The following is a 24,311-nucleotide window of genomic DNA, read 5'->3' as shown; positions in this document are numbered from 1 at the left end:
GAGGATCTGAAATGCGCGGACCATCTGCGGCGCGAAACGATGACGAGCGGACGACGCTGCGCCGGCTGGCGCGGTTCCGTTCGATGTCGCTGCTCTGCGCGATGCAGATGGTCTTCCTGCCGGTGTTCAGCGTCCGCCTTCAGGCGCAGACGGCGAACGTCATCGTTCCCGATGGACGGACCGGGACCAGCCTTCAGACCTCCGGCAGCGTCACCAATGTCACGACGTCGACGGTCTCGGGCAGCAACGCCTTCAACTCGTTCTCGCAGTTCAGCGTCGGGCAGGGCAATACGGTCAATCTGCAACTGCCGACCGGGACGCGAAACCTCGTCAACATCGTTCGCGATGCGCCGGTCTACGTCAACGGCACGCTGAACTCCTACATGAACGGCTCAATCGGCGGTAACGTCTATTTCGCCGATCCCAAGGGGTTCGTGGTCGGCCGCAGCGGCGTCGTCAATGTCGGCAGCCTCAACGTCTCGACACCGACGCGCGAGTTCACAGACAGCCTGATCGGTCCCGGAGGCGCGATCAACGGCACGGCGGTCGGCAATCTCATGGCGGGCTCGTTCCCGGTCTCGCCCGACGGCAACATCCGCATCTACGGCCGCGTCAATGCCCAGGACGGCGTGCGGCTGACCGGGCAGAACGTCTTCGTCGGCGGCGCCACCCAGCGCGACATCGCCAATCTCGACCACGCCGCAAAGTTCGCGGCCTCGGTCAATTCCAAGGGCCTGCGCAGCGCCAGCTCGATCACCGTCAGCAACGGTTCGATCCATATCGGCGCCGTCAACAACGCTCGCGTCAACGGCCGCCTGACCGCGCACAGCAAGACCTCGACGCCGAGCAACATCACGGTGCAGGCCGGCAACAACATCGATATCGGCAAGAACGCCAGGCTGAATATCGCGAGCAGGACCGGCGATGCCGGCGAGATCCGCCTGAAGGCGGCGCAAAACCTGACCGTGGCGGGCGGGGCTAGGTTCAACGCCAGTTCGAAGACCGGCAATGCGGGCCTGGTCGATTTCAGCGCGAACGGGATCATCGATATCGGCCAGGGCATCAAGGTCAACCTTAGCGCGGCCAACGGCAAGGCCGGCACGCTGCTGATCGATCCGACCGACCTGGTTGTCGGCGATGCCGCCCAGGGCGACACCGGCGTGACGCTTTCGAACAGCTCCGTCGCGGCTGCGCTCGCCGGGCTCAGCGCCGGTGCCGACTACCTCATCCAGGCCGATCATTCCATCACGCTCGCCGCGCATGCGGTGATCGATGCCCGTCGCCTCGACGGCTCCGGCCATTCGACCGGCAATGCTAACAACGTCATCATCGACGCGCCGAACATCGAGATCATGAATGGCGCGCAGATCCTGGCCCAGTCGGTCAATTTCGGTGGGACGACCTATACCGACGGCAATGTGACGCTGCGGGCGACGGCGAGCGACATTAAGCTGTCCGGCCAGGCCACCGCGGCGACGGCGATCACCGTTGACGGCAAGATCACCGGCGGCACCGTCTCGATCACCGCGACGTCGACGGCCGTTTCGAGTTTCCTGGACGGTTCGGCAGCCGGTGCTTTCGCGCTCGTCGGCTCGACGCTCGCCGCCTCGCTGCTCGGGCTCAATGGCGGCTATGTCGCGGCCAGTGCCACGGCGACCATCAACATCAACAGCCATGCCGACATCAACGGTCGCGGCGATGTCAGTATTTCCGCGCATGCATCGGAGACCGCCTCGGATCCGGCCGTCGCGTCCACCTTGCTCGGCAGCCTGACGCCGGTCGCGGCCGGCGTCGTCGTTGGCAAGATCGACGGCACTGCCACCACCAACGTGGCCTCGGGCGCCACGATCAATGCCGGCGGCAACCTTGAAATCAAGGCGCTCAATGATGCGACCATCGCCGTCTCTGCCCTCGCGGCATCGACGAGCGCGCAGATCGTACCGACGGTGGCCTATTCCAAGGGCTCAGTGACCACGACCGCCAACGTCGAGACCGGCGCGCATCTTGCGGCGGGTCTGGTGAATACGAGCGGCAGCACCCTGAAAGTACGCGCGATCAACAACAACTCGTTCTCGACCAGCGCAACGTCGGTTGCGGCACCCGGGACGGGTGCGAGCGGCGCCGTCGGCGGTGCGTTGGCCATCAGCGACATCACGACGTCCGTGACCGCAACGCTCGGCGCATCGCTCGGAACCGATGCGGCCAACCGGATGAACGGCTCCGTTCTGGTCGAGGCGACGTCCGACACCACGAGCAATTCCACGATGGCGTCGTCCATCGCCGGTCTGCCGGCGCTGATCGCAGCGATCGAACGAGGACTGCGCGCCGTCACCTCGCCGACGTCGATCATCAGGGATCACATGGGATCGCTGGTGCCGCTGAACTTCGATTTCAAGGTTGCGGGCGCACTCTCGCTGGCCAACAGCACCCAGAGCGCGACCGCTGCGATCGCGCAGAATCCGAGCGGCGGCGCGCCGAGCATCTATGCCAGCGGCAACGTTGCCGTCGCCAGCAACGTCATCGATCGCGGCGTTCGCAGCAATGCGACGGCCAGCGCGATCACGAAGGACCCGGTGTCGGGTGAGAGCACGGCGATCAGCGCGGCGGTTGCCTGGGGCAATTTCACCCACAATTCGAACGCCTATGTCGGCGGGGGGACCCGAATCAACGCTGCGAACATCGCCGTCGATGCCACCACCGAATTGCCGATCACCAACACCTGGCTGAAGTGGGATGGGCTGGGTGCGGTGCTGAGCCATCTCAACGGCAATCTCGGCGTCGGCGGCAACATCCTGACCAGCTATGCCAATGCCACGGCCGACGCCGGCGACACGATCGGCATCGCCGGTTCGCTGAACCATTTCGTCGTGAACAACAACACGACGGCCTGGGTTGCCGGCGATGCGAATCTGACCACGACCTGCACGAGTGCGGCCTGCGGCAGCAGCTGGTCGGCCGGGATGGATAATGGCGACGTCCACACTTACAATGCCAGCCTTCAGGTCGTGGCCACAACGACCACGGCGTCGATCGACGCGGCCGGCAATGTCGGCACGCTCGGCTTCCTCCCGGGCAACACGTCGGGCGGCTCTTCGGTCGGCGGCGCGCTCAATATGGTCCAGTTCAATACCAACACGATCGCCGGCATTTCGGACGGCGCGACGGTGCGGGCGGCGGACGACATCGCCGTCAACGCGACCACGTCGGATCAGTTCGTGGCTGTCGCGCCGACCAACGGCAGGGCCGCCGGCACGCTGGCCCTGAACGGCATCACCTCGCTCGGCTTCCTGAACAACACGACGCACGCCTCGATATCGAGCCAAGCCACCGTCTATGCGCCGACAGTCGGCATCCTGGCGCAGCAGGATCTTTCAGTCGTCACGCTGGCCGGCGCGATGAGCCGAAACACCAGCGGAGGTTCGGCGGTCGGGTTGGCGGTCGCCTATCTGGGCGCGAATACCGACACCTCTGCCTATATCGGCGACAACCATTCCGACATTCGCCCCGGCCCGTTCAGCTCCAACGATCCGTTTGCCGGCAATGGCGGCGGCAGCGGAGCCGTCAATGTCGACAATCTCACGCTCAGCGCGACCACCTCCGGGCGCATCACCGCAGCCGCCGTCGCGGCATCGATCTCCGAGCCGCAAGCGTCCAGTTTCTCCGACAAGGCGGGTGCAGCGGGCGCCGGCGCGACCGGAGGGGCCGCCGGCGTGGCAACGGCTGCAAGCAAGATCGGCTCGACCTCGGGATCTAGCACGAGCGGCTTCAGCATCGATCTCGCCGGTAGTTCGTCGATCAGCGACGTTTCGCTCGGCACCAGCGCCTATATCAGGAATACGACGGTCAACAAGTACACCACGACCGGCACCGTGGTGACCAATACGATCGTTCAGGCGCTGAACGACACCATGCTTAACAACGGTTCCGGCTCCGCGGCGCTCAATCTGGCCGGGGCATCCGCCCAGGGAGCCGCGATCGGCGGTGCGATTGCCGCGGCGATGTCGAACAATGCGACGCTCGCCTATATTTACGGCACCACCCTGAACAACCAAAGTTCGGTGACCGTGCAGGCGCTCAACGGCGGCTCGGAGACCGTCGTTGCCCTCGGCGTGGCGGGATCGAAGTCGAATGCGGCGTCGCTGTCGGCCTCCGTCGGCATCATCACGGACAGCGCCAACGCCTATATCGAGAGCTCGACGATCACGGGCCAGTCCGCTGGCGTCAATCGCGCGCTCGAGGTCGATGCCTACCAGACCACGAACATCGCGATCGGCGGCGGCTCGCTCTATATCTCGGGCGGCCAGGCCGGCGTCGGCATCGGGCTGACCTATGCGTCGATCGCCGATCCCACCGGCGGCAACGCGACCGACGCGCATATCCGCAGCACCTCGATCTCGAACTACGACACCCTGCTGGTGCTGGCCGACAGCGCCAGCGTGATTGCGGCCGGTGCGGCCTCGGGCGGGGCGGGGTCCAACGGACTTGCCGGCGCGATCGTCGTCAGCGAGATCTCGCCCACCACGACGGCCTACATCAACAGCGGCTCGACGGTGAGCATCAACGTCGGGCGCGTGACGGTGCTCGCGGACAGCGGCGCGGTGTCGGCGCTGGATACGGCGCTCGGAAACCTCGTCAGGACGTCGAACAACAATCATCTCGCCACAGACACCTGCACGGTTGCCGGCGGCACGGGCGGGCAGAACTGCATCGACTTCAGCGCGGCGGCGCTTAACGACGGCACGGGGAATGGTCCGGGCGCCAGCATCGTCTCCGTCGCGGGCCTCATCCAGGCCGGCAAGAACAATATCGGCGCCTCCATCGTGTACGACACCATCGCAACGACGCATTCGGCCTATATCGCCAATGTCCTGATGTCGGCGGTCAGCAATGTCAGCGTGAGCGCGGTCGATTCATCGAAGATCCAGTCTGTCTCGATCGGCCTCGGTCTGGCGACCGGACAGTTTGCAGGCGTCGGCGGCACGACGATCAGCTCGATCGCCAATACCGTCTCGGCGGCCATCGGCAACAATCTGTCCAGCACGACGCAATCGTCCGTCACGGCCCGCAACATCTCCGTCAGTGCGACCGACAATTCCAGTATCACCGGAACCGCCGCGATCGCGAGCGCCTCGTCGCAAGGCAGCGCCGCAGGTCTGGCGCTGGTCTACAGCAGCATCGCCAACAATGTCAGCGCCGGCGTCACCGGCTCCAAGCTGACGGCCTCGGGCAGCGTTGCCATCGGTGCGAACTCGAACGCCAGCATCTCGACGGTCGCCGTCGGTGTCGCGATGTCCTCGCAGGTCGGGCTGGCCGGCTCGGTCGCCACCAATCTGATGGGAACCAACGTCACTGCCAGCATCACCGCTGCCGGTACCAACGGCATCAATGGCGCCGACGTCACCGCCGCCAATAATGTCGGCGTGATCGCCGGCAACAACGACAAGGCGGCCGTGTTCGCCGGCGCCTTGTCGATCAGCAAGGGCGCGGCCGGCGGCGCAGGTTCGCTGGTGACCAACCAGATCACGGGAACCACCGCAGCCTATATCAGCGGGGCGAACACCAAGGTCGATGCGCTCGGAACCAGCTCGTCCGATACGCTGTCGGTCAACAACGGCACGCTCGTCCACGCGTTCGATCTCGGCACCGCCCATGCGCCGACCGACACCACGCCCGACCTCTCCGAGAACCAGGACACCGTGCGCGGCCTTGCCGTGGTCGCGAGCTCGCACCAGGCGGTCGTGACCAACGTCGCCTCGCTTGCTGCGAGCTCCAGCATCGCCATCATGATCAATCCCATCACCAATGTGATGAGCGGGTCGACCAGGGCCTATATCGACAGCGCGAGCATCGACACGCGCCTGGCCTCGTCGACGCTGGCGCCGCAGATCGAGGTCGCCGCGTCCAGCTTCTCCTATTCCGGCGCGTTCGGTGCCGGCATCGCCTACGGCAGCAGCGGCGGCGGTGGCGCCACGATCATCTCGACGACGATGTCGCGCGAGACCTTGGCCTATATCACCAATGCCACGGTCGGCGGCGTGCAGTCGTCGAGCGCGACGGTCGGCGCCGTGACCGTGAAGGCCAATGCCGAGCAGGATGCGTCCTCGATCGCGATCGGCTTCAACACCGGCTCGGTCGGGCTCAACGTCTTCCAGGCGACCACGGAAGCCTATGTCGACGGCGGCGCGCTGACGGCCGCGTCCCTGACGGTGAATGCCACCAACAACACCGGCATCTTCTCCGCGAACGGCTCCGGCGCCTATGGCAGCCAGGCCGCGATCGGCGCGGCGTTCCTGGTGCAGGTCTCCTCGAACCGGACCGAGGCTTATGTCGGCGACGAATTCCACTATCAGGGCAATGGCGCGGCACACACCACCGCGCTCAACCTGAGCGGCGCGCTCGACGTCGAGGCCAAGACCAAGAACCGCTTCGAGGCCTATGCGATCGGCGGCGCGCTCTCGACCGGCACGGCTGCGATCGCGGGCATGGCGAACATCGAGATCGCCAACAACACCACGATCGCCGGCGTCTACGACACCACGCTGCAATCGGTGACGGGTGGTGCGGCGGGCGCGGTCACCATCAACGCCAACGAGGACGTGGCGATCAAGGAGATCGCGGGTGCGCTCGCGGTCGGCGCCAGCGGGGGAGGCGTCGGCGTCGGCGCCGCAGCCAACGTCATCGTGTTCAAGAGCCGCACCGTTGCCGAGAGCTGGAACAGCAATCTGAACTCGTCAGGCGCGATCAACGTCAATGCGCTCAGCACCAAGGAGGTGCTGTCCTACGCGGTCACCGCCGGCATCGGCGGCAGCGTCGGCATCGGCGCGACCGTCGGCGTCATCATCATCGGCACCAACACCGCGGATGCCGACACCCAGGGCCAGCAGACCGGCCAGCTCAACCAGAACGGCAACGGCACCATCGCGTCCGTGAACAATCGCACCAGCAACGCGCAGGGCAGCAACGCCGTCGCGAGCGGCACCGCTGGCAATCCGAACAGTGCCAATGTCAGCTCGACCTACGACGTCAGCAATGTGCTGAGCGGCGGCAACGACGTCGTCGTCGCGCAGATCGCGGGCGGCAACGTCACGGGCACACAGGTCAATGTCGCCGCGACCAGCGCCAACGCGGCCAAGATGTATCTGCTCGGCGCGGGCTTTGCGAAGAACGTCGGCATCGGGGCCGGCATTGGCTACACCAGCGTCAACAGCACCGTGCTCGCCAATCTGAGTGACTACGGACGCAACGGCTCCGGCGTGCTGGTGGCGGCCGATACGCCTTTGGCCGTCACGGCACCGATTGTCACCGTTGCGGCGGTCGTCAAGGACGCGACTACCGGGCCTTATGCCGGCAAGACCATCGACACCGAGGCCATCGCCGGCGGTGCGGCGCTTTACTTTGGCGCCCAGGCGGCTGTCGCGGTCGGCAATGTCAGCAACTCCGTGGTGGCGCTGCTCGGCGGCCAGATCACCGGCGCGAGCGGCACCGGCAATGGCGCCGCCGTCATGGCGCAGGATTCGACGACCCAGGTCGTCTTCACCGGCGGTGTCACCGGCGGTGCCGTGGCGGTCGGTGCTTCGGTCGCAACGGCAAGCCGAGCGAGCTCTGTCGCCGCGAGGGTTCTGAACGGCTCCACGGTCAACGTCGCGACCCTGGCAGTTGGCGCTAGCGGCGCCGGCACGCTGACGACGACGGCTACCGCGCTCGGCGGCGGCATCGTCGCAGGCGTCGGAGCGGATGCGGAGGCGCACGAGAACTCGTCCGTGCTGGCGGAGATCGGCAGCAGTGCCTCGATCACGACATCCGCGACCGGCGTCGGCACACTGGTGTCGGCCTCGATTACGCCCAATCTATCGAGCGAGGCGATCGGCGTTTCGGTCGGCGGCGGCGCGGTCGGCGTCGCCATCGCCCAGTCCACGGTCGGCGCCACGGTGACGGCCGATGTCGGCGACGACGCCAGCTTCTCGGGCGGCGCGCTCGGCGTGACCGCGATGGCGCTCGTCCCAATCATCGGCACGCAGACTAACGCTGACGGAACCACGACGACAATCTATGGCACGACGACCTACGCCAAGGCGCTCGCCGGCGGCGGCGGCTCGCTGATCGGCGCGCAGGGCAGCTACGCCAAGGCGTCCGAGAACGCGACGGTCAGCGCCTATGGCGGGACGGGGATCAGGCTTCCCAACGCGGACGTGACCATCGCAGCCGAAAACGACAGCGCCCAATATGCCGAGGCGACGGGCCTCTCGAGCGGATTCCTGGCGCTCGGCGCCACCGTCGCGCAGACCTCGTCCAGCGCGCACACCTATGCCTATCTCGGCGCGCCTGCCGATATGGATGCCCTGAATCACGGCAATTACACCGGCATCCTCCGGATCACGGCCACCGGCACCGATACCAACGTCTCCAACGCAACGGTCGGCGCGGGCGGCACCTATGCCGGCGCGGCGGCGGTCGCCACCACCAGCTCGACCGCCGTGACCAACGCGCGGTTCGACGGCGGAACGACGGACGACACGCTTTATTTCGGCGGTCTTCGCATCAACGCCCTGCACACCACCAATTATGCCGCGAACGGCGATGCCTATCAGGCGTCCACGGCCGGCGTCTCGGCCGGCAAGGCGCAGAACGACGTGAACTCGACCACCACGGCCGAGATCGGAACGCACCTGATCATCAATTCGGCGGGCGGCAACATGGTCGTCGTCGCCAACGACGTCGTCAACCAGGGCGGCGGCGGCGCGCGCTCGGGTTCCGGCGGCACGTTCTCGGGCGCGGCCGCGCTGAGCACCTCGACCGTCACCCAGACCGTCAACACCAATATCGGCGCCGGCACGGTGCTGAGCCTCAACGGCGATCCGCGCACGTCGGCGGCGTTCATCAATATCGAGGCCTACAACACGCTGAACACCAACGACACGGCGAGCCTCGCCACAGCCAGCTTCTTCGCCGGTGGCGGCGCCGAATCCAACATGACGGCGAATGCCACGCTTGCGGTCAACATCAATGCCCGCGAGCTGTTCAGCGCCGGCAAGATCTATATCGGCACGGCCGCGAAGATGGCGGCGGCGAATAACGCCAATGCCAGCCTCTACGGCGCGATCGCGGGCGTCGGCGCCAGCACCAACAGCTGGGTTCACGCCAACCAGTCCGTCAATGTCGGCGACGGCGCGAAGATCGTGGCCTGGCGCGACATCAACATCTACGCCGGCCTCGCCGGCGACGGCAGCGTCTTCAGCAGCGTGCAGGCGACGGCGACGACGGTCGTCTACAACAACACCGCCGTTCCGATCTCCGCGCTCTACCGCGGCACGGCCAATGCCGACGACACCACGAGCCTGACGCTCGCGCCCACCTCGAGCATCCTCGGCGCGCGCGACATCTATCTGGGCGCAACGCAGGGGCAGGTCACGGCGGCCGGCAACGGCAGCAATTACAATCCGTATCTGGACATCTTCAGCGCCAAGAACAGCGACAATCACAGCCACACCAGCGGAACCGGCGATGTCGCGCTCAACGGCCTGGTTGTGGCGGGCATCAACAACGACGTGACGATCACGATCGAGCTCGGCGCGAGCACGCCAACCCTGAGCACGACGAGCCCTTACTCTGCGCTGACCCTCGAGTCCGTTTCCGACGTCAATCACTTCAGCCCGGTGATGAGCTGGAACCACCAGACGGTCCAGTACACCGTGGTCGGCAACTTCAATCCCTACCAGCTGGTGGTCAACCAGCTGGCGTCGCTGACCGGCCTGACGGAGGCGCAGGTACGCTCCCAGCTTGCGGCGGCGACGCCGACGGCGCCCGCGACGATGGCTCCGTCCGGCACCGATCCGACCGGCGACATCCAGCGCCAGATCGACACCTTGATCAAGCAGGCGCCGTTCACCACCGACGCGCCCGGCAACGCCTTCGCGTTCGGCGACATCATGGTGTCCGCCGGCAACGTCTCGATCCTGGCCCAGAAGCTGACCGGAAACAGCGGCACGAATCCGGCCGCGCCGGCGGTGATCGCCCGCAGCTCGCCCTTGATCAAGATCGAGAACAAGGGCCTCGACTTCATGAGCCTCGGCAACCTCACGGTCACCGATGTGAGCGGCGGCACCATCACCTACCGCCAGACCGACCATGTCGACCCGGACTCGCATTCCAACGTGACCTTCACCGCGATGCCGAGCGCCACGCCGGTCATCGATGTCTCGGCCACCTACAACCGCCTGGATCCCGACTCCGGTCAGGGCATTGACCAGAACGGCAATTTGCTGACCCGCACGCCCGACATCTACTTCAACGGCGCCGCCAACAACGCGAACGGCCTGCTCAAGATCGTCAACAACCTCGGCAGTGTCGTCGCATCGCAGTCGCTCAGCGCCGCGACCGTCCAGATCGTGGTGCCCAAGGGCACGTTCACCTTCCTCGGCGGCATCGGGAGCTTCTACGACAGCGGCAGCGCGGTCACCTCGCAATGGGCGAGCACCGAAAACAGGCCGGAAGACGCGCTGACGGCGGTGATGACGGCGGCGACCTATCTCGGCGCCTACGGCGACTACTACACCGCTCCGCATATCGGCTCGGGATCGGATCATCCGTATTTCTACTATTGCTGCGCCGACGGCAGCCACGGCATTTATCAACCCGTCGGCAACGCCGACGCCAGCACGATCTTCACCGCGCGCATGCTGATGACGTATTACGACGGCACCTCGCTCTATTCGTCGATCTTCCTGCCGGTGGGCAGGGGTACGCCTGGGAACACCAGCACTCCCGATGCCGGCAGCGTGCCTGATGTCGCGACCCTCAAGATCATCGAGGGGCAGTCGCCGGACTCGACCAATGTCGTGCTCGCGCAGTGGAAGAAAACGACTTATGACGGCCGCAACGTTTACACGGATAGCGGTCCGTACAAGACGCCGTTCAATTGTGCGTCAGCCTGCGACAGCTCGGGCTTCTTCCAGGTCATCAACATCCAGCCGGATGCGATCACGCCGAAGACCGCGAATTCGCCGGCCACCGCGACAGCCACCCGGACCATCACCGGCCAGGCGGTCATCATCTCGGCGTCGGTGATCAACATCAACGGCACCATCCAGGCCGGCTCGAGCAGTAATTACTCGGTTAACATCGGCGCCGCGGCGTACGATGCCATCTATGGCAGCAACGGCCTCAAGAATCGCAACGGCGGCGCGGACTTTGCCGCGGCCCAGGCCAATGCGCGGAACGGCGTCTATTACGACGTCTCGGGCTCCGTGACGGCGTCGGCCAGCGGCGATGCCAAGATCGGGGTCAGGTACAACGCTCTCACTGACCAGCTCATCCTGAACGGCGTGGCGCAGGGCGCCGGCGGCTACGTCTATCTGAACGGCAAGATCATCTCGACCTCGACCGACAGCACCCAGACCCAGGGAAACATCGAGATCAAGGGCGGCGCCGGCACGGTCACGGTCAACAACACCAGCGGGCTCCAGCTGGTCACCAATACCATCAATACCAGCGCCACCGCCCAAAGCGTGGTCGAGATCGTCGATCAACTGAAAGGGAAAACGACGTGGTGGGTCTACGATCCCAAGGCGGCGAGCAACCAACAGGTCTCAAAGTACGAGGTCAATAGCGTCAATGCGGCCGCGATCGACCCGTCGATGCTTACAGCCAGGACCGGTACGGCAGGCATCCAGTACGCGACGCAGGAGAACATGCTCTATCAATGGGTCGACACTGCGACCCTCGATCGTCTGACCACCAGCACGCAGTTCGACTACGGCTGGCAGTTCACGCCCAATCAGGCCACCGGGGCAAACTGGACCACCACGACCAGCCTGGTTTCGGGCGTGCAGAGCACCAACTACCAGAAGGTCACGACCGCCACCGGCAGCTATCACTGGGCGGGGGGCGTGAACCCGGACGGGAGCCCCGTTGGACTCAATACCCACTCCAACGCTTGCTGCGGCGCGGATGCCCAGTACAACTGGTACCAGGCGATCTATGATCACCTGACGCTCACCCTGACCAACACCGTCAAGGCGTCGAACCCGATCAACATCAAGTTCACCGGCGGCAGCAGCAGCGACGTCGTGGTCAATTCGACCTCCGGCATCGTCATCAACGGGTCGATCAACAACCAGCAGGGGACGACGACGCTCGCCGCCACCGGCGCCAACTCGTCCATCACGGTCGGCGCCAATGCCAACAACCCGGTGATCTCGGGGACGAGCGTGACGCTTCGGGGTGACGGCGGCATCGGTACGCTCGGCACCAACAGGACCCCGGTCCAGGTGCAGCTCTATGGCGGCAGCCTGACGGCCAGCTCGATCGACCACGACATCGCGATCGCGGCCATCGGCGCGCTGTCGATCAACCAGGTGAAGGTGAATTCGGCAGGCGCCACGCCGCAGGGCAACGTCTTCCTCTCGGCGACCGGCGACATCAACTCGGCGGCCGCCTACAACCCCGCCAATCCCGTCGTGATCGGCAAGAACATCGAGATCAACTCCGCCTCGGGTGCGATCGGCGCGAAGAGCGCCGTCGTCAATGGCGCGTCCACCCTGACCAACATCAATCCGCTGGTGATCCAGGCGACGGGGACGGTGCAGGCGGGCGGCAACGTCGATGGCGGCGTGCTCGACAGCGCCTCGGCCACCGGCACCTACATCGTCCAGTCCAAGGGCGACCTCCGCCTCGGCACGATCCAGTCGACCGGCGGCCCGGTCTTCCTGGAAGCCGCCGGCTCCGACGGCAACCAGGCCAGCATCCTCAACGGCCGGGCGGCGGTCGGGCTCACCCAGGCGCAGAGCCAGCATCTCCAGGACGTCTGGGCCAGCCTCGACCTGCTCAGCGGCAACGCCGCCACCAACGCCGTCAACAGCTACCAGTCGATGGTGACGTCGGCCTATAACGACTACTTCCAGCTCAAGAACATCGCCTTCCCGAACGGTAGCACCTACAACCCGACGTCTGTTGGGCTGACGGTGCTGCGGGCGCAGGTGGCGGCCAAGCTCGGCATCGACCCAGCCAACGTCACGACGACGCAGATGAAGACCGAAGCCACGACGCGGTTCCTGCGGGATCAGTTCCTGCTCGGCCAGATCAATACCGCCGAGCTCAAGACCTCGCTGACGACGTTGCTCGGAACCGCACCTGCGGACCCGCTGGCGTCAGTGTTCGGCAGCTCGCTCTCGACGACCCTGTTCACCAAGCTGTTCGACGGTGTCGCAACCAATCAGCAATACCTGCCGACCAATGCTGCGCTGCAGTCCGCCCTGCAACCCGGCCATTTCAGCTCGAGCTACACCTATACGCTGGCATCGACCGAGCGGGTCTACGGCATCATCACCGCGGGCTCGCAATGGACCCAGAGCCAGCTCGCCTACACGGTGTCGTCGTCGGCTGTCGGCGCGGCACCGCCGCCGATCGACGACAACGTCATCGCCAATGTCAGCGCCAACCAGATCATGCTCTACGCGCCGCGCGGCTCGGTCGGCAATTCGGCGGCGCCCCAGACGTTCACCTTCACCAGCGTCGATTCCTCGTCGCTGACGCCGGAGCAGAGGGGATTGCTGGCCACAGCTGGTCCCGGCCAGCTCACCGTCGGCGCGGTCACGGACCCGACGACCCACGTCACGACCTATACGGTCAGCCTGTCGCAGCAGAACCTCGTCGTCGTCGACAATCCGATCGCGATCTCGGCCAAGGCGCTGACCAATGTCTATCTCGGCAGCAAGAACAGCCTCGCGCTCGGCGGCGTCACCGCGAATTACGGCCCGATCACGGCGGCGCAGGCCAACGGCATCGAGGTGACCGGCCGCGGCGACGTCAAGCTCGACGCCGTGACCAACATCTCCGCCAATGTCGGCGGGGCCGTGATTTCGGGCGACATCGCCAACCTGACCCTGATCGCCGAGCACGGCAATGTCGGCGCCCCCGGCGCCGCCGGAAGCAATCCCGCGACCAACGCGAACGCGCTTCAGATCGCGTTTGCCGACCCGGGTAACGACCAGCTCGACCAGGTCTCGTCGGCGCAGGGCATCTATGTGAAGCAGACAACCGGCGATCTCATCCTCGGCAACATCGCCGCCGGCAATGCGATCCAGCTCGCCGCGACCGGCAGCATCTACGCCGAAGCCGGCTTCACCGACCGCTCCGCGATCCACATCCTAGGCACCGACCTCGACCTGCGCGCCGGAGGCAGCATCGGCTTCAACGGCTCGACCTTCCAGCCGCTGCAGGTGAACATCTCCGGCGCGGTGACCGGCTCGGCGGTCGGCGATCTCAGCATCCTCGCGGTGACCGGCGATCTCGCGGTCGGCACGAGCGGTCCCTATGGGGCGCTGACGGCCGGCGGCGCGTTGACGCTGAACGTGGCGCGCGGCGCGCTCACCATCAATACTGGCATCACCAGCGCCGGCCTGATGCAGCTGCTCGCCAATCGCGGCATGACCTTCGCGGCCGGCACCAGTGCGGCGCCGGTGGTTGCGACCAGCAACTCGGGCGGCGTGACGCTGGTGGCTTCCACCCTGTCGATGGGCGCTTATTCGGCCGTCAACGCGGCCGGACTGATCTCGGTGACGACCACGGGCGATGCGACGATCGGCCAGCTGAATTCGTCGCTGTCCTATGCGGCCGCCTCGAACACCCCGTCGATCGTCGTCACCGCCGGCGGCGTCGCTTCGCTCGGCGCGATCATCGACAATGGCGACGGCCAGACCAAGTTCGTCGCCTCCGGTGCGGGCGCCGAACTCTCGCTGAGCGCATCGAACGGCATCGGCAGCGCGACCGGCCGGTTCACTCTCAGTGCCGCGCGTCTGTCGGCGAGCGCGAGCGCCGGCGACATCTACATCAGGGTTCTCACCGACAGCGAGGTGAGCCAGCTGTCCGCGGTGAAGGGCAGTGTGGACATCATCGGCACCGGCGGACTGACGCTCGACCAGGTGCTGGCGGGCACGGCGACGGGCGCGAGCGGATCTTTCCGCGCCGTCGCGAACAATGGCAGCATCCTCATCGGCACCGCCGACAGCAGCGGTTCACAGACGATCCACGCGACCCAGAACGTGACGTTCAAGTCGCTGGCGGCCACCGGCAACAGCGGCGATGCCGGCAGCATCAACGTCACGGCCGACACCGGCTTCATCCTGGCGCAGACGGTGACCTCGGGCGGCGTGACCACGCTGGGCTCGGTCTCGGCCCATGGCTCGGCGACGCTGCTGGCGGCGACGACCATCACCGGCAACACGCTCGCCGCCACGACCGGCTCGGGGCTGCTGACGGCCACCGGCCCGATCAACTGGAGCGCCCTCAATGTCGGCACCACACTGGGTGCGACGGCGAGCCAGAGCAGCATCACGTTCCAGACCGCGCAGAGCGGCGGGACGCAGACCATTCATGCCCACGACAACGTCACCTTCAACGCGCTGACGGCGATGGGCATCAACGGCGATGCCGGCAGCATCAACGTCACCGCCGACCACGGCTTCATCCTGGCGCAGCCGGTGACCTCGGGCGGCGTGACCACGCTGGGCTCGGTTTCGGCCCACGGCTCGGCGAGCCTCGTTGCGGCCACGACCATCAGCGGCAACACGCTCGCGGCTTCGACGGGCTCGGGCCTGCTGACTGCCGGCGGCCCGGTCAACTGGAACGTCCTCAATGTCGGGACGACGCTGGGCGCGACCGCGGGGCAGGGCAGCATCACGTTCCAGACCGCGCAGAGCGGCGGCACGCAGACCATCCGCGCCCATGACAACGTCACCTTCAACGCGTTGACGGCGACGGGCATCAACGGCGATGCCGGCAGCATCAACGTCACCGCGGACAACGGTTTCGTCCTCGCGCAGACCGTGATTTCAGGCGGCGTGCCGACGCTGGGCTCGGTCTCGGCCCACGGCTCGGCGAAACTGATCGCGGCGGGTGCGAACACCGGGCATAACCTCACGGCCACGACCGGCAATGCAGTCCTCAGCGGCACGGTCGTTCATTGGGATAATCTCAACGTTGGCGGCGCGCTCGACGTCACCGCGACGACCGGAGGGATCACCGTCGGCACCGCCATCAGCGGCGGCACGCAGACCCTGCATGCCGTGAACGACGTCGTCTTCAGCCAGCTCACCACGACGGGGATCCCGGGCGATGCCGGCGATCTCAACATCAAGTCCGACACGGGCTCGCTCCGCGGCGGATCGATCTCCGCCCACGGCGATACGCATTTCGATGTGGTCGGGCCGGTCTCGCTCGACCGGATCAGCGGCGACATCGTGAAGATGACCTCGTCGGGTGATTTGACGATCAACTGGGTCAGCGTCGTGCGGGAGCTCGACCTCGCGGCTGATACGATCAACGTCAAGGGCGAGCAGATCCGTTCGAACCCGGCGGTCCCGCTGATCCTGAACGTCACCGGCTACAACGGCGGCGTTGCGAAGTCCGCCAACATCTCGATCGACCCCGACCACATCATCGTCAACCAGTTCAGAGTGGTGGACGCGACCTTCTGGACCGATGCGCCGGCTGTCTCGATCCTGAACGGCTATGTGCCGGGCCAGCTCATGCTCACCACGGCGACCCAGCAAATACTCCTGAACAACCGTACGCCGGCGCCGTCCAATTGGCCGTCGCTGCAGCTCTACCAGCCGGGCGGCGTGTTCACGATGAGCCAGGTCGGCAACGCCAATGTCAGCAATGCCTATGTGGTGTTCTACACCGGCGACGTCTCGGCGACCGTCACCAATTACGGTTCGACCCACACCTGCTGCAATGTCTTCACCGGCGCCAGCATGATGCGCAACATCGCGGTCGACGGCGAGGGCAGCGAGAGCATCGAGACCTGGCTGGCGAAGAAGGACGGCGGCACGTTCTACCTGCTCGGTCTCTCCGGCCAGGCGCGGCTCGACGCGCTGCTGACGCCACGGCCGGTCGAGGCCGTCGGGTCCGGCCCCGCCGTCAACATCGAAGGGCTCAGCGACATGCGCAAGCTGCGCCAGAAGGGGCAGCGTGCGGGACGTCCGGGCTGGAAGGATGCGGCGGTTGAAACGGCGAAGCCGGCCGTTGGCCGTCTCGCACAGGCATGGTAATTGGATTCGGGATGCGGATTCTGGGGGCATCGTTGGGGATCGGGCTTGCAGCTTGCTGCATCGTGTCCGCGCGCGCCCAGTCGATCAATCCCGGCGTGATCCAGAACGATGTCGACCGCCAGCGGCGGCAGCTCGAGCAGCAGAGCGCGCCGCCCAAGCTCACCGGGCCGGCGGTGATCGGCGGCGAGCGGGAAAAGTCCCAGCTCCTGAAGCCAGGCGGGCCGAAATTTCGCCTGCGCAAGGTCACGTTCGACGAGTCCAAGTTCATCACGCCGGCGGAGCTCGACGGGATCGCGAAGAAATATGTCGGCAAGGACGTCGACATCGCCTCGCTGTTGCAGCTCGTTGCCGACATCAATGCGGTCTATGCCGCGCGCGGCATCGTCACGGGCATCGCGACCCTGCCCGAGCAGGATGCCAAGGGCGGCGTCGTCCGCGTCAAGCTGACCGAGGGACGGCTGCAGAAGACCACCGTCGAGGGCAACAAGCAGACTCGCACCGACTACATCCTCGATCGCGTGAAGGAGCCCGAAGGCGAGGTCCTTGACGTTCCAAAACTCAACCGCGACGTGATCTGGTTCAACCGGACCAACGACGTCCAGATCAAGGCGCTGCTGCAGCCCGGCACGAGCTTCGGCCTCACCGACCTGCAATTCGCGGTGATCGAGCCGCCAGTCGATACCTTGCAGCTCTTCACCGACAACCAGGGCTCCGAGAACACCGGGCGCTGGGAGGGTGGTGCCTTCTACAAGCGCCACGGATTGTTCGGCGTCGACGACCGCCTGACCTTCTACGGCGTCCGCTCCGACGGCAATCTCAACGGCAATGTCGCCTACAGCATCCCGGTCAATCCCTGGGGCGGCCGCGCCGGCGTCAGCTATACCGAAGGCAAGATCAAGATCGTCCAGGGACCGTTCGTCGCGCTCGACGTCACCGGTCGCTCGAGCCAGGCCGCTGTCAATTTCAGCCAGCCGGTCTGGGTGACGCAGGACTGGCTGGTGTTGCTCAACGCAGCCTTGACCGAGGGCAAGACCGTTAGCCGCTTCGCCACGGTCGCCGTGACCGACGACCACTACGACAAGACCACGGCTGGAATCTCGGTGACCAAGTCCGGCAACACCTATTCGATCACGGTCTCGCCGGCAGTGAACTACATCGCGTGGCATGACTATGTGCTCGGCAACAACCGTGCGTTCAACACCTATACCGGCTCGCTGATCGCGACCAGCGCCGCAGGGCCCCAGAACTTCAGCGCCAATGTGCTGGCGAGCTGGCAGTACACGCAGGAGAAGCTGCTGCCGGGCGATCAGATCTTCTCGATCGGCGGTCCCACCACCGTACGAGGTTATCCCTCCAATGCGGCCTCCGGCGACAGCGGCTATTATTTAAACGCCGAGCTGCACTACAACTGGTCGCAATGGCTCAGGGGTTTCGACACCTACATCTTCACCGACTGGGGTGCGGTGTATTCGACCTTCCCCGGCGTCACCGAAATGGCCTCTGTCGGCGTCGGCTTCTCCTGGACTTATGCGTCGTTCATGACGTTCGAGGCGAATTACGCGACGCCGCTGAAGATGGCGGTCTCGACCCAGAACCATTACGAGGCCTATGGCCGCGTCATCTTCCGGCCGCTGCTGATGTTCCAGAAGCCGGAGCCACCCGCGCCTGTGGCGGCGGTGGCCGGCAGGAGCAGGTCGTAGCGGAAGGTTGTGCCGCTCTCTCCGCCGTCATTGCGAGGAGCCCTTGCGACGAAGCAATTCAGAGTCTTTCCGCGGAAAGATTCTGGATTGCTTCGCTTCGCTCGCAATGACGGAGGATGGATCGACTGCCGATATCTGACTGGCGAGCTTGGGGCGCGATCCGCTTAACGCCGCAACGTAAACTCATCCGCTCCGCGCCGGTGCTCCCATTTCGCCTGCTCCAGCTCGGGCTGGTCGCATTCGACTTCCGGATAGCCGATGCAGAGATAGGCGATGAACTTCCAGGTATCGGGCACGTCGAGAATGGCGTGGATGCGATCCGGATTGAGGATCGAGACCCAGCCGATGCCGATGCTCTCGGCGCGTGCGGCGAGCCACATCGCGGTGATGGCGGCGACCACGGAATACTCGGTCGTCTCCGGCATGGTCGCACGGCCGAGGCCGTGGCCGATGTCGCTGCTCTTATCGGCGAACACGGCGAGGTGACCGGGGGCCTGTTCGAGGCCCGACAGTTTCAGCGTGGCGTAGCGGGCCGCACGTTCGCCGGAATAGCAATTCAGTGCTTCGGCGTTGCACGCCGTGAAATCGTCGATGATGGCGCGACGTCGCGCAGCATCATCGACGGTGACGAAGCGCCAGGGCTGGCTGAGGCCGACCGAGGGCGAGAGACAGGCGGTCTCGATCAGACGATCGATGGCGCCGGCCGGCAGCGGGTCAGCTCGAAAGCGGCGGACGTCGCGGCGCCACACGAACAGCTCGCGCAAGTGCTGACGGAAGGTGTCGTCGAACTCGACCATGAGATCAGCCTCCCATCCGGAAGGATGCCGCGACCAGCAGAATAAGGATCTCGCCGATCTGCTCGAATGCACCGAGGATGTCGCCGGTCTGCCCGCCGATCTGGCGCACGGCAAGCCGCGCCAGCAACAGGCCGGCGAGCGACAGCAGGATCAGGCCGACCAGCGCCTTGCCCGGCCCCAACGCGAGAGCGAGCGCGAGCGTTCCAAGAGCGAAGGCGATGGCGATGCTGCGGCCCGGCGGCGATCCCGCGCTCGCCGACAGCCCGTCAGGCCGCGCTGGCGGTACCAGTGACATGAAGGCCGGCACGCCGGCGCGGGCGGCGGCATGCGCTGACAACAGTGCACATGCCACCAGCAAGGGATCGGCGATCGCCGCGAGTGCGCTCCAGCGCAGGCCGAACGACAGGATCAGCGCGCAGACGCCGTAGGTCCCGATCCGGCTGTCGCGCATGATCTCGAGCTTGCGCTCGCGCGTGCGGCCGCCGCCGAGCCCATCGGCGGTATCGGCAAGACCGTCTTCGTGCAGCGCGCCGGTGATGAGGACGGTCGTGGCCAGCGCGAGCAGGGCGGCAATGTTCGGCGTCAGTCCGAAGCGGATGGCGACCTTGTAGACGAAAGCGCCGGCAAGGCCGACCAGCAGTCCGGCCACGGGTAGCGCCCATGTCGCACGCGCGACGGCGCCATCGGCCGCAGGCTTGGACGATGCCACGGGAAGGATGGTGACGAACGACGCCGCCATCCGGAGATCGGCGACGACGTCCTTGAAGGGCTCGGCGCGCGGCATCATTTCAATTTCATGGGCAAACCGGCGACGACGAACTCGACCTCGTCGGCGGCTTCGGCGATGATCTGGTTCATGATGCCGGCGGCGTCGCGATAGCTGCGCGCCAGCGCGTTGTCGGGGACGATGCCGAGACCGACTTCGTTGGTGACGAGGACGACGGGGCTTTTCAGGCGGGGCAGGGCGGCGGCGAGTTCTCCGACTTCGCGCTCCCAGTCGCGCTCGGCATGCATCAGGTTGGAGAGCCACAGCGTCAGGCAGTCCACGAGCGTTGCGCCGCCACCGTCGGTCGCGATCAGCGCGGGGACGAGATCGAGCGGCACCTCGCGCTCGATCCAGTCGGTTCCGCGGCGCGCGCGGTGCTTGGCGATCCGCGCTTCCATTTCGCTATCAAGCGCCTCAGCCGTCGCGACATAGACGGGCTGCCCGGGGAAGGCGCGCGTGCGCATTTCCGCACGCTTGCTCTTGCCCGATCGCGCTCCGCCCGTGATCAAGATGACGGCCATAAAGGTCTCCTGTGAGCCTGACTAATCACCAAACGCGGCCAAAGACAAAGCCGAAATCAGCCGGGCGGGGGCTTGCGCTCTGCCTTCGCTTTGCGCAACAGGGGCGGGACAGGAGGCGTGTGTGGGCTTTGCGGGTGCGATGGTGGTGGCGATGGCGGTGGATGCCCTCCTGGGCTGGCCGTCGTGGCTGTTCGCGCGGATCGGTCATCCCGTGACCTGGCTGGGTCGGCTGATCGGTGCAATCGATCGCGGCTGGAATCGCGCGTCAGATCCGCCGGCGCTCCGCCGCGCTGCTGGTGTCGCCGGAGCGCTCCTGGTGATCACATTTTCCGTTGCGATCGGCTGCGCGCTTCAGGCCTTGCTTTCCTCGAGTTGGATCCAAATCGTGCTGGTCGGTATCCTGGCCTGGCCGCTGGTTGCGCTGCGCTCGTTGCATGATCACGTTGCCGCCGTCGCAAATCCCCTGCAAGCCGCCGACATCGCCGGTGCGCGCGAGGCGGTCTCGCGCATCGTCGGCCGCGATCCCGCAGCGCTCGATGAAGCCGGAATCGCGCGCGCGGCGATCGAGAGCCTTGCGGAAAACGCCTCCGACGGCATCGTAGCGCCGGTGTTCTGGGGCGCGCTGTTCGGCCTGCCGGGCATCCTCGGCTACAAGGCGATCAACACGCTGGATTCGATGATCGGCCATCGCAGCGAGCGACATGAAGCCTTCGGCTGGGCGGCCGCGCGCATCGACGATGTCGCCAATTTCATTCCGGCGCGGCTGACCGGATTTTTGTTCGTGCTGCTAGCGCCGCGGCGATCGGAGGCGCTGTCGTGCATGACGCGCGACGCACGCCGTCACCGCTCGCCCAATGCCGGCTGGCCGGAGGCGGCCATGGCGGGGGCGCTTGGCGTCCGGCTCAGCGGCCCCCGCATCTATCACGGCAGCGCGACCGATGAGCCTTGGCTCAACGAGGGCGCGCGCGATCCGCGCGCCGCTGATATCGCCGAGGCACTGACGGTCTACCGCCGCGCCATGGTGCTGCTCGCTGGCACCCTTGCGATCCTGGCTTTCGCATGAAAGAACGGGACATGCTCGAGCACGGTGGAAATCTGGATCTGGCACAGCAGCGTTTCGGCGGACGCGCGGAAGACTGGATCGATCTGTCGACAGGGATCAACCGGCTGCCTTATCCCGTCGGCGAGATCGATGCGCACTATTGGAATGCGCTGCCCTCGCAATCCGACATCAACGCCCTGCATCAGGCGGCGCAGCATGCCTATCGCACCAGCGCACCGATCGTTGCGATGGGCGGCGCGCAGGCTGCCATTCAATTGCTGCCGCAGCTGGTACGAACCGGCCGCGCCCGCATCCTCGGACCGACCTACAATGAATACGCAGGGGTTCTGTCGACTGCAGGCTGGGATGTCGAGGAGGCCAGCGAACTCGACGCGCTGGCAGGCGCGGATCTCGCCATCGTCGTCAATCCCAACAATCCCGGCGGTCAGCATCATGCACCAAAGGATCTGCTCGCACTGCTGCCAAGCGTCGGCCGCGTCGTCATCGACGAGAGCTTCGTCGACGCCGTTCCGCAGCTGTCGCTTGCATCGGAGGCCGATCGGCCGGGACTGCTGATCCTGCGCTCGTTCGGAAAGTTCTATGGCCTTGCCGGCCTGCGGCTCGGCTTCGCGATCGGCAATGCCGCCGACATTGGCAAGCTTGCGTCGATGTCGGGTCCATGGCCGGTTTCGGGAGCGGCGATCGCGATCGGCTGTCGTGCGTTGCGTGACGACGCCTGGGCCGAGACCACGTCAGCGCGACTTGCCCGGGACTGTGTTCGCCTCGATGCCATAGCGCAAGCGCAAAGCTGGATGCTGCTTGGGGGGACGCCGCTGTTCCGTCTCTACGAGACGCCCGACGCGCTCGCCGCGCAAGACAGATTGGCACGAAGCCAGATCTGGTCGCGCGTCTTCGCGCAAAAGCCGACATGGCTTCGGCTCGGGCTTCCCGGCAGCGAAGCCGAATGGATGCGCCTTGCCGAGGTGCTAGCGCGCTAGCGCGAGCAGTCCTTCCAGGTCGAGATGCTTTTCGATGTGGTCGGCGAGCGCATCGAGCGCACTCTCGACCCTGGTGTGGTAGGGCTCGTTGCCAGCGGGAATGTCGAGCTTTGCCAGATACGCCTTGCGGAAATCATCCGACGTGAACAGGCCGTGCAGATAGCTGCCCTGCACGCGCCCGTCGCGCGAGATCGCGCCTTCCGGCTCGCCGTTCAGCTTCGCGAACGGGCGCGCACGATCGGGCCCATCGGTACGGCCGATGTGGATTTCGTACGCCTCGATCGGCTGGTCCGTGGCGGCATGCACAGCCGCGACGCGCGTCAGCGTCTTCTGCGGGTTCATCACCGTGTCCACATCCAGTAGGCCAAGGCCCGGCGTGTCGCCTGCGGTGCCTTCGATGCCGTCAGGGTCGGCGACGCTGCGCCCGAGCATCTGATAGCCGCCGCAGAGGCCGAGCACATGGCCACCCCTGCGGTGATGCGCGATCAGATCGATGTCCCAGCCTTGCGCGCGCAGGAAGGCGAGATCGCCGCGGGTGGACTTTGAGCCGGGGATGATGACGAGGCGGACATCGCCGGGGATCGCTTCGCCGGGGCGTACCATCACGAGATCGACGCCCGGCTCGAGCTTGAGTGGATCGAGATCGTCGAAATTGGCGATCCGCGACAGCGCCAGGCAGGCGATCTTGCATTGGCCGGGCTTGCGCGCGTCGCTCAGGCCGAGCGCATCCTCGGCCGGCAGCTCGCCGGCGCGGGCGAACCAGGGCAGCACGCCAAGGCCGCGCCATGCGGTCTTTTGCTCGATCAGATTGTAGCCATCGTCGAACAGGGTGGGGTCGCCGCGGAACTTGTTGATGACAAAGCCTCGGATCATCGCGGCATCGTTGGGGTCGATCACGGTCTTGATGCCGACCAGCTGGGCGATGACGCCGCCGCGGTCGATGTCGCCGACCAGCAAGACCGGCACGTCGGCCTTGCGCGCAAAACCCATATTGGCGATGTCGGCCTTGCGCAAATTCACCTCGGCCGGACTGCCCGCGCCTTCGACCAGAACGAGATCGGCGCGCGCCTTCAGCCGCTCAAAGCTCTCCAGCACTGCGCCCATCAGTGAGGGCTTCATGGCCGCGTAGTCGCGCGCACGCGCGGTCGCGATGCGCTTTCCGTGGACGATCACCTGCGCGCCGACATCGGTCTCGGGCTTGAGCAGCACGGGGTTCATGTCGGTGTGCGGCTCGACGCGAGCGGCCAGCGCCTGCAACGCCTGGGCGCGGCCGATCTCGCCGCCATCGACGGTGACGGCGGCATTGTTCGACATGTTTTGCGGCTTGAACGGGAGCACGCGCAGGCCGCGCCGCGTGAAGGCGCGCGCGAGGCCGGCGACGATGAGCGACTTGCCCACGTCCGAGCCGGCCCCCTGAATCATCAGCGCGCGTGTCATCG

The 24,311-nt window shown here is 66.0% G+C and carries 8 protein-coding genes; 4 read left to right on the top strand and 4 right to left on the bottom strand.

Annotated features, from left to right (window positions below; genetic code table 11):
* Positions 1 to 11: 11 nt before the first annotated feature.
* Both RAD10_RS21015 and RAD10_RS21010 read left to right on the top strand, forming a co-directional pair.
* Positions 12 to 17,048 carry a leukotoxin LktA family filamentous adhesin gene (locus RAD10_RS21015; RefSeq protein WP_461619079.1) on the top strand — a complete coding sequence of 5,679 codons (17,037 nt, stop codon included), beginning with the start codon at positions 12 to 14 and terminating at the stop codon, positions 17,046 to 17,048.
* A gap of 11 nt (positions 17,049 to 17,059) precedes the next feature.
* On the top strand, positions 17,060 to 18,748 hold the full coding sequence (locus tag RAD10_RS21010; protein WP_461619078.1) for a ShlB/FhaC/HecB family hemolysin secretion/activation protein: 1,689 nt from the start codon (positions 17,060 to 17,062) through the stop codon (positions 18,746 to 18,748).
* A gap of 164 nt (positions 18,749 to 18,912) precedes the next feature.
* On the opposite strand, the gene bluB is transcribed toward RAD10_RS21010, so the two are convergent.
* From bluB to cobU, 3 genes are read right to left on the bottom strand one after another with little or no spacing between them, the layout of a single operon-like run.
* Entirely contained in the window at positions 18,913 to 19,545 is a 633-nt protein-coding gene (bluB, locus tag RAD10_RS21005) for a 5,6-dimethylbenzimidazole synthase (protein WP_461619077.1), read from the bottom strand.
* A 4-nt stretch (positions 19,546 to 19,549) separates the two neighbouring features.
* Positions 19,550 to 20,332 carry an adenosylcobinamide-GDP ribazoletransferase gene (gene cobS, locus RAD10_RS21000; protein WP_461619076.1) on the bottom strand — a complete coding sequence of 261 codons (783 nt, stop codon included), beginning with the start codon at positions 20,330 to 20,332 and terminating at the stop codon, positions 19,550 to 19,552.
* The gene (gene cobU, locus RAD10_RS20995; protein ID WP_461619075.1) at positions 20,329 to 20,832 is read right to left on the bottom strand and encodes a bifunctional adenosylcobinamide kinase/adenosylcobinamide-phosphate guanylyltransferase; all 504 of its coding nucleotides are present in this window, start codon (positions 20,830 to 20,832) and stop codon (positions 20,329 to 20,331) included. Before cobU ends, cobS begins: the two co-directional genes overlap by 4 nt.
* Before the next feature lie 121 nt (positions 20,833 to 20,953).
* Here cobU and cbiB point away from each other — a divergent pair, with 121 nt between their 5' ends.
* Entirely contained in the window at positions 20,954 to 21,895 is a 942-nt protein-coding gene (gene cbiB / locus RAD10_RS20990; RefSeq protein WP_461619074.1) for an adenosylcobinamide-phosphate synthase CbiB, read from the top strand.
* Between the two features lie 11 nt (positions 21,896 to 21,906).
* Positions 21,907 to 22,872 (top strand): threonine-phosphate decarboxylase CobD, encoded by a 966-nt coding sequence (gene cobD / locus RAD10_RS20985; RefSeq protein WP_461619189.1) that lies wholly within the window; start codon positions 21,907 to 21,909, stop codon positions 22,870 to 22,872.
* Here the strand turns inward: cobD and RAD10_RS20980 are convergent.
* Positions 22,861 to 24,309 (bottom strand): cobyric acid synthase, encoded by a 1,449-nt coding sequence (locus RAD10_RS20980; RefSeq protein WP_461619073.1) that lies wholly within the window; start codon positions 24,307 to 24,309, stop codon positions 22,861 to 22,863. The two genes, cobD and RAD10_RS20980, sit on opposite strands and share 12 nt — an antisense overlap.
* Positions 24,310 to 24,311 lie beyond the last annotated feature (2 nt).

Source organism: Bradyrhizobium sp. 23AC (genome assembly GCF_054863025.1).
Note: the sequence above shows the minus strand (reverse complement) of the source record. Positions and strands in the feature narration are given on the sequence as shown.

Bases quoted from the DNA above. Each gene is read 5' to 3' on its own strand.
- RAD10_RS21015 (WP_461619079.1), top strand. From the start codon at position 12: ATGCGCGGACCATCTGCGGCGCGAAACGATGACGAGCGGACGACGCTG.
- cobU (WP_461619075.1), bottom strand. From the start codon at position 20,832: ATGGCCGTCATCTTGATCACGGGCGGAGCGCGATCGGGCAAGAGCAAG.
- cobS (WP_461619076.1), bottom strand. From the start codon at position 20,332: ATGATGCCGCGCGCCGAGCCCTTCAAGGACGTCGTCGCCGATCTCCGG.
- RAD10_RS20980 (WP_461619073.1), bottom strand. From the start codon at position 24,309: ATGACACGCGCGCTGATGATTCAGGGGGCCGGCTCGGACGTGGGCAAG.
- bluB (WP_461619077.1), bottom strand. From the start codon at position 19,545: ATGGTCGAGTTCGACGACACCTTCCGTCAGCACTTGCGCGAGCTGTTC.
- RAD10_RS21010 (WP_461619078.1), top strand. From the start codon at position 17,060: ATGCGGATTCTGGGGGCATCGTTGGGGATCGGGCTTGCAGCTTGCTGC.
- cobD (WP_461619189.1), top strand. From the start codon at position 21,907: ATGCTCGAGCACGGTGGAAATCTGGATCTGGCACAGCAGCGTTTCGGC.